Consider the following 12,914-nt stretch of genomic DNA (forward strand, 5'->3'; position numbering starts at 1 on the left):
ACCCAGTAGCCCGTGCGAGCGCAGCGACCACGGGGATAGCGCCGATATTCCAAAGGAATACAGAAATTGCAGGCATAAAAAACCCGGCGTCGCATTCGCTCGGCCGGGCTACAGGAGGGGTTAGGCTTTTCGCATCATTAGCCAGAGGCTTATGAGGAAGAAGCTGGCGCTTGGCAGCAGCGCCCCGATAATCGGCGGGATACCGTATACCAGCGTCAGCGGGCCGAAGATCTGGTCGAGGACGTAGAACACAAAGCCGAAGCTAATCCCCGTCACCACGCGCACCCCCATCGGCACGCTACGCAGCGGGCCAAAGATAAACGACAGCGCCATCAGCATCATTACCGCCACGGACAGCGGCTGGAAGATTTTGCTCCACATATTCAGCTGGTAGCGGCCGGGATCCTGGCCACTGGCCTGCAAATACTTCACGTAGTTGTGCAGCCCGCTGATAGACAGCGCATCCGGGTCCAGCGCCACTACGCCGAGCTTATCCGGCGTCAGCGTGGTTTTCCAGGTACCGCTCACGGTCTGCGAACCGGTAATCTGTTTCGGGTTGGTCAGGTTAGATTCATCTACCTGCGACAGGCGCCACTCCTTCTGATCCTGATCGAACTTCGCGCTGGCCGCATAGCGTACAGACTGCAGGCGACGCTCGTTGTTGAAAGAGTAGATGCTCACACCGCCCAGCTCATCGGTGCCCTTTACGCGCTCGATGTAGACAAAGTTGTGGCCGTCTTTCGCCCACATACCCTGCTGCGTTGAGAGTAAAGAGCCGCCGTACATCTGCTGAGCACGGTAGTTACGTGCCATCTGCTCGCCCTGCGGAGCAACCCACTCGCCCATTGCCATGGTCAACAGCACCAGCGGGATAGCGGTTTTCATCACGGAGAGCGCCACCTGGAAGCGGGTAAAACCGGAAGCCTGCATCACCACCAGTTCACTACGCTGAGCCAGCATCCCCAGGCCGAGTAACGCACCAAGCAGCGCCGCCATCGGGAAGAAGATCTGCACATCTTTCGGTATGCTGAGCAGGGTATAAATGCCCGCGCCCAGCGCGTCATAGCTCCCCTGCCCGGCTTTCTTCAACTGGTCAACGAACTTAATAATGCCGGACAGCGACACCAGCATGAACAGCGTCATCATGATGGTGGTGAAAATGGTTTTACCGATATAGCGGTCAAGTACACCGAATGGCTGCATTACACCGCTCCTTTATGCGTAAAACGGGCACGGACACGGCGCATCGGGACGGTATCCCACAGGTTCAGCATGACGGCCAGCGCAAGGTACGCCAGGTTGACCGCCCACATCCATATCGCCGGGTCGATTTTGCCTTTGCCAGCGTTCGACTTCAGCGAGGTCTGCAGCAGGAAGAACACCAGATACAGCAGCATAGCCGGGAGCATCGACAGTACGCGCCCCTGGCGTGGGTTCACCACGCTAAGCGGCACCACCATCAACGCCATGATAAAGACCGTCAGCACCAGCGTAATACGCCAATGCAGCTCCGCGCGGGCCCGGTCGTTATCCGTGTTCCACAGCGTGCTCATGTTCATCTGTTCGGTGTCGGTCGGGTCTGCGGCAACGGCCTGGTGACCAATAATTGCCTGATAGTTTTTGAAATCAGTAATGCGGAAATCACGCAGCATCGCGGTGCCTTCAAAGCGGGTACCTTGATTTAAGGTCACCACCTGAGAGCCGTCTTTACGCTGCGAGAGCTGGCCGGTGTCGGCCACTACGACGGAAGGACGCGCGGTGCCTTTCGGCCGAAGCTGCGCCAGGAAGACGTCATGGAAGCTTGCGCCATTCACGCCTTCAATAAATAACACCGAGTTACCATCGGTAGACTGCTGGAACTGGCCCTGCGCCAGCGCCGCCATACCGGGGTTGGCTTTAGCTTCGGCGAGCACTTCGTCCTGATGACGAGACGACCACGGCCCCGCCCACATCACGTTGACGGCAGCAACGATGCCGGTAAACAGCGCGAGGACCATCGCCGCTTTCACCAGCACGGCTTTACTCAAGCCGCAGGCGTGCATCACCGTGATTTCACTTTCGGTATACAGTTTACCCAGGGTCATCAGGAGACCGAGGAACAGGCTCAACGGCAGGATAAGCTGCGCCATTTCAGGCACACCGAGCCCGAGCAATGAGAGCACGAGGTTTGTCGGGATATCACCATCGACCGCCGCGCCGAGGATCCTCACCAGTTTCTGACAAAAAAAGATCAAAAGCAGGATGAAGAGGATGGCAAGCTGGCTTTTTAGCGTCTCCCGCACCAGATATCGTATGATTATCACTATAAATACGCCCGTAAAAACCCGTCTTATTGCAGGAAAATAGCTTGTTTCATGGCTTAAACGTCATTTATTCTCTTGAGTCGTCGAAAACATCGCTAAGATTAAATGACTCAGCGGCTTCACGTTTCAGGACTTGTTCTGACGTGCCAGGACCGTAATAACGTTAAGATTAACACGAAGTCACCGCAACAGCGGAAATGAGTTACGTAAGCTTGCAATTCTATCCGTAGCCACCGCCGTTGTCTTTAAGATTCAGGAGCGTAGTGCATGGAGTTCAGTGTAAAAAGTGGTAGCCCGGAGAAACAGCGGAGTGCCTGTATCGTCGTGGGTGTATTCGAACCACGTCGGCTTTCTCCCATCGCCGAACAGCTCGATAAAATCAGCGACGGCTATATCAGTGCGCTGCTGCGTCGCGGCGAACTGGAAGGCAAACCGGGGCAGACTTTATTGCTGCACCACGTACCAAACGTACTGTCAGAACGAATTCTGCTGATTGGCTGCGGTAAAGAGCGCGAGCTCGACGAGCGCCAGTACAAGCAGGTCATTCAGAAAACCATTAACACCCTGAATGATACCGGTTCAATGGAAGCCGTCTGCTTCCTGACCGAACTGCACGTCAAAGGCCGCAATAACTACTGGAAAGTCCGTCAGGCAGTTGAGACGGCGAAAGAGACGTTGTACAGCTTCGACCAGCTGAAAACCAACAAAAGCGAGCCGCGTCGCCCGCTGCGTAAAATGGTCTTCAACGTGCCTACTCGCCGTGAACTGACCAGCGGCGAACGTGCTATTCAGCACGGTCTGGCCATTGCCGCCGGTATCAAAGCGGCGAAAGACCTCGGCAACATGCCGCCAAACATCTGTAACGCGGCCTACCTCGCTTCTCAGGCGCGTCAGCTTGCCGACAGCTACAGCAAAAACGTCATTACCCGCGTCATCGGCGAACAGCAGATGAAAGAGCTGGGCATGCACTCCTACCTCGCGGTCGGCAACGGTTCGCAGAACGAATCCCTGATGTCGGTCATCGAGTATAAAGGCGTGGCTTCCGAAGACGCTCGCCCAATCGTTCTGGTCGGTAAAGGCCTGACCTTCGACTCCGGCGGTATCTCCATCAAGCCTGCCGAAGGCATGGACGAGATGAAGTACGACATGTGCGGCGCGGCGGCAGTGTACGGCGTGATGCGGATGGTCGCAGAGCTGCAACTGCCGATTAACGTTATCGGCGTGCTGGCTGGCTGTGAAAACATGCCAGGCGGACGCGCATACCGCCCGGGTGACGTGCTAACCACCATGTCCGGCCAGACCGTTGAAGTGCTGAACACCGACGCCGAAGGCCGTCTGGTGCTGTGCGATGTTCTGACCTACGTTGAGCGCTTCGAGCCAGAAGCCGTTATCGACGTGGCGACCCTGACCGGTGCCTGCGTGATTGCCCTCGGCCATCACATCACCGGCTTGATGTCGAACCACAACCCGCTGGCACACGAGCTTATCGGCGCGTCCGAACAGGCGGGTGACCGCGCGTGGCGTCTGCCGCTGGGCGATGAGTATCAGGAGCAGCTGGAGTCTAACTTCGCGGATATGGCGAACATTGGCGGCCGTCCTGGTGGTGCAATTACCGCGGGCTGCTTCCTGGCGCGCTTTACCCGTAAGTATAACTGGGCGCACCTGGACATCGCCGGCACCGCATGGCGTTCCGGCAAGGCCAAAGGCGCTACCGGTCGTCCGGTCGCGTTGCTGTCGCAGTTCCTGCTGAACCGCGCGGGTTTTAACGGCGAAGAGTAAGGCACAACCCCCTCACCCTAACCCTCTCCCCACTGGGGAGAGGGGACCGCCCTTCCCCACGTTCGGGAAGGGCGTCAGGGGGCGATTTAAAACCATCACAAGAAGCCCCATATATGAAGAATGCGACGTTCTATCTTCTGGACAATGACACCACCGTCGACGACCTCAGCGCCGTCGAACAGCTGGTGTGTGAAATTGCCGCAGAACGTTGGCGCGCGGGCAAGCGCGTGCTGATCGCCTGCGAAGACGAGCAGCAGGCCATTCGCCTGGATGAAGCCCTGTGGAGCCGTCCTCCGGACAGTTTTGTACCGCATAATCTGGCGGGCGAAGGCCCAAGAGGCGGTGCACCGGTGGAGATCGCCTGGCCTGCCAAGCGCAACAGCAGCCCACGGGATATACTGATCAGTCTGCGGGTAGATTTTGCAGATTTTGCCACCGCTTTCACAGAAGTGGTAGACTTCGTCCCTTATGAAGAAACTCTGAAACAACTGGCACGCGAGCGCTACAAAGCCTACCGCGTGGCTGGTTTTAACCTGAATACGGCAACCTGGAAATAATGGAAAAGACATATAACCCGCAAGATATCGAACAGCCGCTTTACGAGCACTGGGAACAGCAGGGCTATTTCAAGCCTAACGGCGACGAAAGCAAAGAGTCCTTCTGCATCATGATCCCGCCGCCGAACGTCACCGGCAGTTTGCATATGGGTCATGCTTTCCAGCAAACCATCATGGATACCATGATTCGCTACCAGCGCATGCAGGGCAAAAACACCCTGTGGCAGGCCGGTACCGACCACGCGGGTATCGCTACCCAGATGGTGGTTGAGCGTAAGATTGCCGCTGAGGAAGGTAAAACCCGTCACGACTACGGTCGCGATGCGTTCATCGACAAAATCTGGCAGTGGAAAGCGGAATCCGGCGGTACCATTACCCGTCAGATGCGCCGTCTCGGCAACTCAGTTGACTGGGAGCGCGAGCGCTTCACTATGGACGAAGGCCTTTCCAATGCCGTGAAAGAAGTCTTTGTTCGCCTGTACAAAGAAGACCTGATTTACCGTGGTAAGCGCCTGGTAAACTGGGACCCGAAACTGCGCACCGCCATCTCTGACCTGGAAGTGGAAAACCGTGAGTCTAAAGGCTCCATGTGGCACATCCGCTATCCGCTGGCCGACGGCGCGAAAACCGCAGACGGTAAAGATTATCTGGTCGTGGCAACCACCCGTCCGGAAACCATTCTGGGCGATACCGGCGTGGCCGTGAACCCGGAAGATCCGCGCTATAAAGATCTGATTGGCAAATTTGTCATGCTGCCGCTGGTTGACCGCCGTATTCCTATTGTGGGCGACGAACACGCCGATATGGAAAAAGGCACCGGCTGCGTGAAGATCACCCCTGCGCACGACTTTAACGACTATGAAGTCGGTCGTCGCCACGCCCTGCCAATGATCAACATTCTGACCTTTGATGGCGACATCCGCGAAACCGCGGAAGTGTACGACACCAAAGGCGAAGAGTCTGACGTTTACTCCAACGCTATCCCGGCTGAATTCCAGAAGCTGGAACGCTTTGCTGCACGTAAAGCGATCGTGGCGGCTATCGATGCGATGGGCCTGCTGGAAGAGATCAAACCTCACGATCTGACCGTTCCTTACGGCGACCGTGGCGGCGTGGTTATCGAGCCAATGCTGACCGACCAGTGGTACGTCCGTGCCGACGTGCTGGCGAAACCGGCGGTTGAAGCGGTTGAGAACGGCGACATTCAGTTCGTACCGAAGCAGTACGAAAACATGTACTTCTCCTGGATGCGCGATATTCAGGACTGGTGTATCTCCCGTCAGCTGTGGTGGGGTCACCGTATCCCGGCATGGTATGACAACGACGGCAACGTCTACGTTGGCCGTACCGAAGATGAAGTGCGTCAGGAAAACAACCTCGGCGCCGACGTTGCCCTGCGTCAGGACGAAGACGTTCTGGATACCTGGTTCTCCTCCGCACTGTGGACCTTCTCTACCCTGGGCTGGCCGGAAAACACCGACGCGCTGCGTCAGTTCCACCCAACCAGCGTGATGGTTTCCGGCTTCGACATCATCTTCTTCTGGATTGCCCGCATGATCATGATGACCATGCATTTCATCAAAGATGAAAACGGCAAGCCGCAGGTTCCGTTCAAGACCGTCTACATGACCGGTCTGATTCGTGACGACGAAGGCCAGAAGATGTCCAAGTCCAAAGGTAACGTTATCGACCCGCTGGATATGGTCGACGGTATCTCCCTGGCTGACCTGCTGGAGAAACGCACCGGCAACATGATGCAGCCACAGCTGGCTGAGAAAATTGCCAAACGTACCGAAAAACAGTTCCCGGACGGCATTGAGCCACACGGCACCGACGCCCTGCGTTTCACCCTGGCAGCGCTGGCCTCTACCGGCCGCGACATCAACTGGGATATGAAACGTCTGGAAGGTTACCGTAACTTCTGTAACAAGCTGTGGAACGCCAGCCGCTTCGTGCTGATGAACACCGAAGATCAGGATTGCGGCTTCAACGGCGGCGAAATGACCCTGTCTCTGGCAGACCGCTGGATCCTGGCTGAATTCAACCAGACCGTTAAAGCGTACCGCGAAGCGCTGGATAACTTCCGCTTCGACATCGCTGCAGGCATCCTGTACGAGTTCACCTGGAACCAGTTCTGTGACTGGTATCTGGAGCTGACTAAGCCGGTAATGACCGGTGGTTCCGAGTCTGAACTGCGCGGCACCCGCAATACGCTGGTCACCGTGCTGGAAGGTCTGCTGCGCCTGGCGCACCCGATCATTCCATTCATCACCGAAACCATCTGGCAGCGCGTGAAAGTGATTTGTGGCAACACCGCAGACACCATCATGCTGCAGCCGTTCCCGGAATATAACGCCGCGCAGGTTGATGAAGCCGCGCTGGCCGATACCGAGTGGCTGAAGCAGGCGATCGTTGCTGTACGTAACATCCGTGCGGAAATGAACATCGCCCCGGGTAAACCGCTGGAGCTGCTGCTGCGTGGTTGCAGCGCTGACGCGATGCGTCGTGTGAACGACAACCGTAGCTTCCTGCTGAACCTGGCCCGTCTGGAAAGCATCACCGTGCTGCCAGCCGATGACAAAGGTCCGGTCTCCGTGACCAAAATCATCGACGGCGCCGAGCTGCTGATCCCGATGGCTGGCCTCATCAACAAAGAAGATGAGCTGGCGCGTCTGGCAAAAGAAGTGGCGAAAATCGAAGGCGAGATTGCCCGTATCGAAGGCAAGCTCTCCAACGAAGGTTTCGTTGCGCGTGCACCAGAAGCGGTGATTGCTAAAGAGCGTGAGAAGCTGGACGGTTACGCAGAAGCGAAAGCGAAGCTGATTGAGCAGCAGGCGGTCATCGCCGCGCTGTAAAAATCGTGCCTGTACGTTTGCCGGATGGCGCTACGCTTATCCGGCCTACGGTTTCGAGTAGCCCGGATGAGGCGCGTCAGCGCCGACTCCGGGTTATCGACAGTACGGTTCCACCCTCCTGAATTATCCTCGCTTGCACTCCCCCTCCCCGCAGTGTTATTAACTGCATATGTTCCACGTTTACGTCATGAGTTCGCTATGAGTGTCATTACCCCTGTCTCTGCAACGCTGCGTCGCCTTACGGCCAGCGACAACGCCGCTATCGCCCACGTTATCCGCCAGGTCTCCGCTGAGCACGGCCTGACCGCCGATAAAGGCTACACGGTGGCCGACCCCAATCTGGACGAGCTGTTTCAGGTATACAGCCAGCCGGGCGCGGCCTACTGGGTGGTTGAGCAGAATGGTCAGGTAGTGGGCGGCGGCGGCGTGGCGCCGTTAGGCTGTAGCGAGCCGGAAATTTGCGAGCTGCAAAAGATGTATTTCCTGCCGAGCGTACGCGGTCAGGGGCTGGCGAAAAAGCTGGCGCTGATGGCGCTTGAGCACGCCCGCGAGCAGGGCTTTAAACAGTGCTATCTCGAGACCACGGCGTTTCTGACCGAGGCCATCCGCCTTTATGAACACCTGGGGTTCGAGCACATCGCCGAGCCGCTGGGCTGCACCGGGCACGTCGACTGTGAAGTGCGGATGTTAAAATCCCTCTGACTTGTACAGGGGCGTTTCTGTCCTACGGCATCCCGACTGAAAAGCATCAGGTGAATCAGGCCGGCGGCACGCGCCGCTGGCCTGATTCACCATTTTTTCCCATAGAATATGTGCCATCGGGCATCATTCTGAAAATAAGTCATTGAGTTCTTATTTCTTACCATTTCCTGTATAAAGAACTTTCTATTTTATCCCCACCGTAATAACAAGGATGTTTTATGTCGCCCTCTTTCGCTAAAGAGAATAGAGAAACTCACGCCTTTACTTTTTATGGAAAAGGCTCTTCATTTTTTATCATTTGTTTGGTTAATGTTATTTTATCAATGATAACCTGCGGTATTTTTCTACCCTGGGCATTTGTCCGCAGCCGTCGTTATCTCTACGAAAACATGGAGCTCAACGGTGCCAGATTTAACTATCACGCCAGCGGCGGATCTATTTTCATCAGTTGGCTCGTTATTTCTATTATTATCGCGGCACTCTGTTTTATAGAATTAGCCATTACCCATTCAGCAGAGGTGGTGTTCGCCCCTTGGGTGTGCATGCTGTTCTATCCTTTTATGATGGTGAAGAGTCTGAGCTACCATGCGGCAATGACCACGCTGAACAACGTCCGTTTTGGGTTCCAATGCTCAATGTTACGGGTGTGGTGGGTTATGATGGGCATCCCCATTGTCACCATTTTATTACTCTTGGGCCTATTTAACGGCTATGTTCGCCTGATAGGGCCACCATCAAGCATCGATGCCGTTATAACGCTGATTGTCTGCTGCGTTGTTTTAGGCTTAATTGTCATCGCCGTCGTGAACGGAATTGTGTATCGCTACTGGATAGAGCTATTTGCTAAGAATGCATCATTTGGGATTAACAAATTTAATTTGAATATCAAAACATCAAAATGCGTTATCATTTCCATTATTTCAATGGTTATTCTTATCCCATTCATATTAGTCATTAGCAGAATAATTATCACATCGTTCCACCGTCTATTATCAGGCTCGCTGGACGGTTATATGGGCATGTTCACATTAGTCTACCTACTCTATATCGTAGGGATATTACTTGCATCCGCCTATGTTTTCTCTGCATTACGCAACTATGCGTTCAATAACCTCATCCTCGGCGACGACATCCGTTTTCACTCATCGCTCACCTTTTTCGGCATCGCGACCAATTTACTGCTTTTGACGTTTGGTTCCCTGATAACGCTGGGGCTGGCCTATCCTTGGCTGAAAATACGCCTTATACGCTACCAGGCAAACCATACCAGCGTGTCAGGTTCGCTCAATGCACTGGACTTAACCAACGATGAACGTCCTCTGGACACCGGGATCTTCGCCCGGATCTCCCGTGGAGCAGCCCCTACGCTTCCGTTCTTCTAACCATTACACTGGCACACCGCTGTGGAAGCGGAACTCGTCGTCCGGCGAGGTGATGAGCGACGCTTCCACTTCACCGAAGAAACGCACCCGTTCGCTGATATCGCCATCGGCGATTTGCTGCGCCAGCGTCAGGTAGTCTTGATAGTGCCGCGCTTCTGAACGTAGCAGTGACAGGTAAAACGCCTGCAGATCGTCATCCAGATACGGCGCCAGCGCAGCAAAGCGTTCGCAGGAACGGGCTTCGATGTACGCCCCACAAATCAGCTTATCAATCAGGGTAAGCGGTTCATGAGTACGCACCGCTTTGAGCATCCCTTTGGCATAGCGGCTGGCGGTGATTTTCACGTACGGGATATTGCGGTTTAGCATCGCTTCGCGCACCTGCGAGAAGTGGTGTAGCTCCTCTTTTATCAGCAGCACCATGCTATCGATAAGCTGCCGTCCCCACGGGTCGTCGGTCTGCGGCATCGCGCTTTTCCCCATCTGCTTATGCAGCGCGGTAAAATCTGGCTCAACGCCCTCGCGAAAGGTAAAAGCTTCATAGGGTTTCAGCCATTCGAGCAGCGCCTGCGCCCCCTCTTTATCCGCCACATATTTACGCACCAGCAGCATCGCGGTTTGCGCCGCCTTTAGCTCGCACACTAAATGATCGGTCAGCAGCAAAGGGAGATTGGCCGGATCGCGGGCTTTATCGAGCCATGCCTGAGGCGTTTTGCAATGCAGGAAGTTGAGAACCGGGGAGAGTATTTGCGGGTAATCCATACCGAAATCCTTGCCCTACGGCAGCGGGTGCTGCCGTAGGTAATGTGATGACTTAGTGACGTACGCCGTCGTCTTCTTCGTCGACAAAATCTTCGTCGTCGTCATCACCCTCTTCGCCGTTCGGGTCTTCGTAGTAAGTTCCCCAACCGTCGTATTCCACTTCGAACTTCTCAGCCAGGTTCATCAGCTGTTCAACCTGCGCGTCGATAAGCTCTGCGTTCAGCGCACTTTCGCTCAGGATATCGCAGCAGATCACGGTGTCGCCTTCTTCCACTTCCAGCTCTTCCGGTTCCGTCACTTCGTAGCCCAGCTTGAACGCTTCTACCGCCGCTTTCTCCAGACTTTCGAAATCGTCCGCGGAGAGGTGATGTTCGATGGTGTACAGCGCATCAGGATCGCTGCCGTCTTCCAGCAGTTCTTCAATGATCAGACGGGTCTCTTCGCGCTGTTCTTCCAGATGTTCAGGGTTTGCCATGGCTCGTTCCTCATAATGTGGCTGATACTCTTATTGTCACATACCGTTGCCATTGCCTCCACCTTTCCGATAAAGATTTGTTATTGGGGTTGCAAATGAATATTCATCCATATAAAGTGAATTTTAATTCAATAAGTGGCTTGAGCCAGGTGAGGGAATTATGTCTACTCTGTATAAAAAGAACTTCTTAAAATTACTCGATTTTACCCCTGCAGAAATCACCACCCTGCTGCAGCTCGCAGCAAAGCTAAAAGCGGATAAAAAAAGCGGCACGGAGTCGCCGAACCTGACCGGTAAAAACATCGCGCTCATCTTCGAAAAAGACTCAACCCGCACACGATGCTCTTTCGAAGTTGCCGCATACGATCAGGGCGCTCGCGTCACTTATCTTGGATCCAGCGGCAGCCAGATTGGCCACAAAGAATCGATTAAAGACACCGCTCGCGTGCTGGGCCGTATGTACGACGGCATCCAGTACCGTGGCTACGGTCAGGAAGTGGTGGAAACGCTGGCCGAGTACTCCGGCGTGCCGGTGTGGAACGGCCTGACCGATGAGTTCCACCCAACCCAGCTGTTGGCCGATCTGCTGACCATGCAGGAACACCTGCCGGGCAAAGCGTTCAACGAAATGACGCTGGTTTATGCCGGCGATGCGCGTAACAACATGGGCAACTCGATGCTGGAAGCCGCAGCGTTAACCGGTCTCGATCTGCGTCTGATGGCACCACAGGAATGCTGGCCTGAAGCGAGCCTGGTCGCAGAGTGCAAAGCGCTGGCGCAGAAAAACGGCGGCAACGTTACCCTGACGGAAGATATTGCTGCAGGCGTGAAGGATGCGGACTTTATCTACACCGACGTGTGGGTATCGATGGGCGAAGCCAAAGAGAAGTGGGCGGAGCGTATTGCGCTGCTGCGCGGCTATCAGGTGAATAGCACCATGATGAAGCTGACCGGCAACCCGCAGGTAAAATTCCTGCACTGCCTGCCTGCGTTCCATGATGACCAGACGACCGTAGGTAAGAAAATGGCCGCTGAGTACGGCATGCACGGCGGAATGGAAGTGACCGATGAGGTCTTTGAATCTCCGGCCAGCATTGTGTTCGATCAGGCAGAAAACCGGATGCACACCATCAAAGCGGTGATGGTCGCAACGCTAAGCAAATAAACTCACAATGTAGCCCGGCCGAGCGCAGCGACGCCGGGAAAACCCCGGAGTCGGCGCTATCGCACCTCGTCCGGGCTACCGTTCATCATTCGACCAGAAGTTTCACAACCGCTTTACGCACTTTCGCAGGCTGCCCCACCGCGCACAGCGGCTTGTGGACTTCACCCGGATAGAAGACCACGAAGTCACCTTCGCTCATCACCACCATCTTTTCCTGCACGCCTTCCGGCAGAAACGCGATGTCTTTATCCGCCAGCCAGTCGGTGTCCGGTTCGCCCGCAGGTTGGGTGCTGAACGCCATCCCTTCCTGCCCTTTCAGCACTACCTGGATATCCAGATAACGTGCATGATACTCCGCACGACGATCGGCAAACGGTTCGGTCATGTTCTCAGAGATCATATAGAACAGGCGGTTGCCGTCGATGTCATATTTCCCTTCCGGGGTAGCATCGGTAACGTTCGCCATAAGGTGGATAATAGCCTGACGCAGCTCTTCCGGCAGCCAGGACTGAAGGTGATGGATGTTGCCAATAATCATGATGACTCCACGAATAAAACAATGTTTCAATTTTCAGTTGTTATACGTAAATTCGCGATACCATACCAGTACTTTTTATCATGATTCTGCCGCCCTGCTGATTTAGCGCACACTTTCGCCACCCCGCATGAAAAGTGAATTTATACGCATAAAAATCGAATACTCATTCCATGAGAATCGTTTTCGTTGATTAAAATGTGAATTAGACGCTTGATTGCCAGATAAAGCTGCGTATAATGCCACCCGTTTTGCCGGGAGGAATTATGGTTCAGTGTGTACGACATCGCGTCTTACCGCGTCTGAAAACAGACGCTGGCCTGCCGTTTTTCCTTTCCGTAGCATCCGTATTCGTAAAGCCCCTTATTTAAGGGGCTTTTTTTTTGCGCCGTCGTCAGG

12 protein-coding genes are annotated in these 12,914 nt (G+C 54.8%); 7 read left to right on the forward strand and 5 right to left on the reverse strand.

Going from position 1 to position 12,914, the window contains the following annotated elements:
- Window positions 1-120: 120 nt before the first annotated feature.
- Together lptG and lptF are read right to left on the reverse strand one after the other, a co-directional pair.
- Window positions 121-1,203, reverse strand: coding sequence for an LPS export ABC transporter permease LptG (lptG, locus tag V6944_RS16425; protein WP_333499714.1), 1,083 nt, complete (start codon window positions 1,201-1,203; stop codon window positions 121-123).
- The gene (gene lptF, locus V6944_RS16430; protein WP_333499715.1) at window positions 1,203-2,303 is read right to left on the reverse strand and encodes an LPS export ABC transporter permease LptF; all 1,101 of its coding nucleotides are present in this window, start codon (window positions 2,301-2,303) and stop codon (window positions 1,203-1,205) included. The genes lptG and lptF overlap by 1 nt, the downstream gene beginning before the upstream one ends.
- Before the next feature lie 267 nt (window positions 2,304-2,570).
- On the opposite strand from lptF, the gene pepA reads away from it, so the two are divergent.
- The 5 genes from pepA to V6944_RS16455 all read left to right on the forward strand — a co-directional run bounded on the left by pepA (window position 2,571) and on the right by V6944_RS16455 (window position 9,578).
- On the forward strand, window positions 2,571-4,082 hold the full coding sequence (pepA, locus tag V6944_RS16435; RefSeq protein WP_333499716.1) for a leucyl aminopeptidase: 1,512 nt from the start codon (window positions 2,571-2,573) through the stop codon (window positions 4,080-4,082).
- A gap of 113 nt (window positions 4,083-4,195) precedes the next feature.
- Window positions 4,196-4,639 (forward strand): DNA polymerase III subunit chi, encoded by a 444-nt coding sequence (holC, locus tag V6944_RS16440; protein WP_333499717.1) that lies wholly within the window; start codon window positions 4,196-4,198, stop codon window positions 4,637-4,639.
- Entirely contained in the window at window positions 4,639-7,494 is a 2,856-nt protein-coding gene (locus tag V6944_RS16445) for a valine--tRNA ligase (protein ID WP_333499718.1), read from the forward strand. Before holC ends, V6944_RS16445 begins: the two co-directional genes overlap by 1 nt.
- 198 nt (window positions 7,495-7,692) lie before the next feature.
- The gene (locus tag V6944_RS16450; RefSeq protein WP_333499719.1) at window positions 7,693-8,196 is read left to right on the forward strand and encodes a GNAT family N-acetyltransferase; all 504 of its coding nucleotides are present in this window, start codon (window positions 7,693-7,695) and stop codon (window positions 8,194-8,196) included.
- Window positions 8,197-8,414: 218 nt separating this feature from the next.
- The gene (locus tag V6944_RS16455) at window positions 8,415-9,578 is read left to right on the forward strand and encodes a YjgN family protein (RefSeq protein WP_333499720.1); all 1,164 of its coding nucleotides are present in this window, start codon (window positions 8,415-8,417) and stop codon (window positions 9,576-9,578) included.
- Between the two features lie 3 nt (window positions 9,579-9,581).
- On the opposite strand, the gene miaE is transcribed toward V6944_RS16455, so the two are convergent.
- Complete coding sequence (gene miaE, locus V6944_RS16460; RefSeq protein ID WP_333499721.1) at window positions 9,582-10,340, reverse strand: tRNA isopentenyl-2-thiomethyl-A-37 hydroxylase MiaE; 759 nt, start codon at window positions 10,338-10,340, stop codon at window positions 9,582-9,584.
- Between the two features lie 52 nt (window positions 10,341-10,392).
- On the reverse strand, window positions 10,393-10,815 hold the full coding sequence (gene rraB / locus V6944_RS16465) for a ribonuclease E inhibitor RraB (RefSeq protein WP_035892780.1): 423 nt from the start codon (window positions 10,813-10,815) through the stop codon (window positions 10,393-10,395).
- 160 nt (window positions 10,816-10,975) lie between these two features.
- Between rraB and argF the strand changes: the two genes are divergently transcribed.
- Window positions 10,976-11,980: an ornithine carbamoyltransferase gene (argF, locus tag V6944_RS16470; protein ID WP_333499722.1), complete on the forward strand. Its 1,005-nt coding sequence runs from the start codon at window positions 10,976-10,978 to the stop codon at window positions 11,978-11,980.
- A gap of 85 nt (window positions 11,981-12,065) precedes the next feature.
- On the opposite strand, the gene V6944_RS16475 is transcribed toward argF, so the two are convergent.
- Entirely contained in the window at window positions 12,066-12,518 is a 453-nt protein-coding gene (locus V6944_RS16475) for a YhcH/YjgK/YiaL family protein (RefSeq protein ID WP_185669164.1), read from the reverse strand.
- 263 nt (window positions 12,519-12,781) lie between these two features.
- Between V6944_RS16475 and V6944_RS16480 the strand changes: the two genes are divergently transcribed.
- Window positions 12,782-12,886, forward strand: a complete 105-nt coding sequence (locus tag V6944_RS16480; RefSeq protein WP_072351778.1) for a pyrBI operon leader peptide — start codon at window positions 12,782-12,784, stop codon at window positions 12,884-12,886.
- Window positions 12,887-12,914 lie beyond the last annotated feature (28 nt).

The organism is Kluyvera sp. CHPC 1.2972 (assembly GCF_036759925.1).
Lineage (GTDB): Bacteria > Pseudomonadota > Gammaproteobacteria > Enterobacterales > Enterobacteriaceae > Kluyvera.

Coding starts and splice junctions, on each gene's coding strand:
- lptG (WP_333499714.1), bottom strand. CDS start 1,203: ATGCAGCCATTCGGTGTACTTGACCGCTATATCGGTAAAACCATTTTC.
- pepA (WP_333499716.1), top strand. CDS start 2,571: ATGGAGTTCAGTGTAAAAAGTGGTAGCCCGGAGAAACAGCGGAGTGCC.
- holC (WP_333499717.1), top strand. CDS start 4,196: ATGAAGAATGCGACGTTCTATCTTCTGGACAATGACACCACCGTCGAC.
- V6944_RS16445 (WP_333499718.1), top strand. CDS start 4,639: ATGGAAAAGACATATAACCCGCAAGATATCGAACAGCCGCTTTACGAG.
- V6944_RS16450 (WP_333499719.1), top strand. CDS start 7,693: ATGAGTGTCATTACCCCTGTCTCTGCAACGCTGCGTCGCCTTACGGCC.
- V6944_RS16455 (WP_333499720.1), top strand. CDS start 8,415: ATGTCGCCCTCTTTCGCTAAAGAGAATAGAGAAACTCACGCCTTTACT.
- miaE (WP_333499721.1), bottom strand. CDS start 10,340: ATGGATTACCCGCAAATACTCTCCCCGGTTCTCAACTTCCTGCATTGC.
- rraB (WP_035892780.1), bottom strand. CDS start 10,815: ATGGCAAACCCTGAACATCTGGAAGAACAGCGCGAAGAGACCCGTCTG.
- argF (WP_333499722.1), top strand. CDS start 10,976: ATGTCTACTCTGTATAAAAAGAACTTCTTAAAATTACTCGATTTTACC.
- V6944_RS16475 (WP_185669164.1), bottom strand. CDS start 12,518: ATGATTATTGGCAACATCCATCACCTTCAGTCCTGGCTGCCGGAAGAG.
- V6944_RS16480 (WP_072351778.1), top strand. CDS start 12,782: ATGGTTCAGTGTGTACGACATCGCGTCTTACCGCGTCTGAAAACAGAC.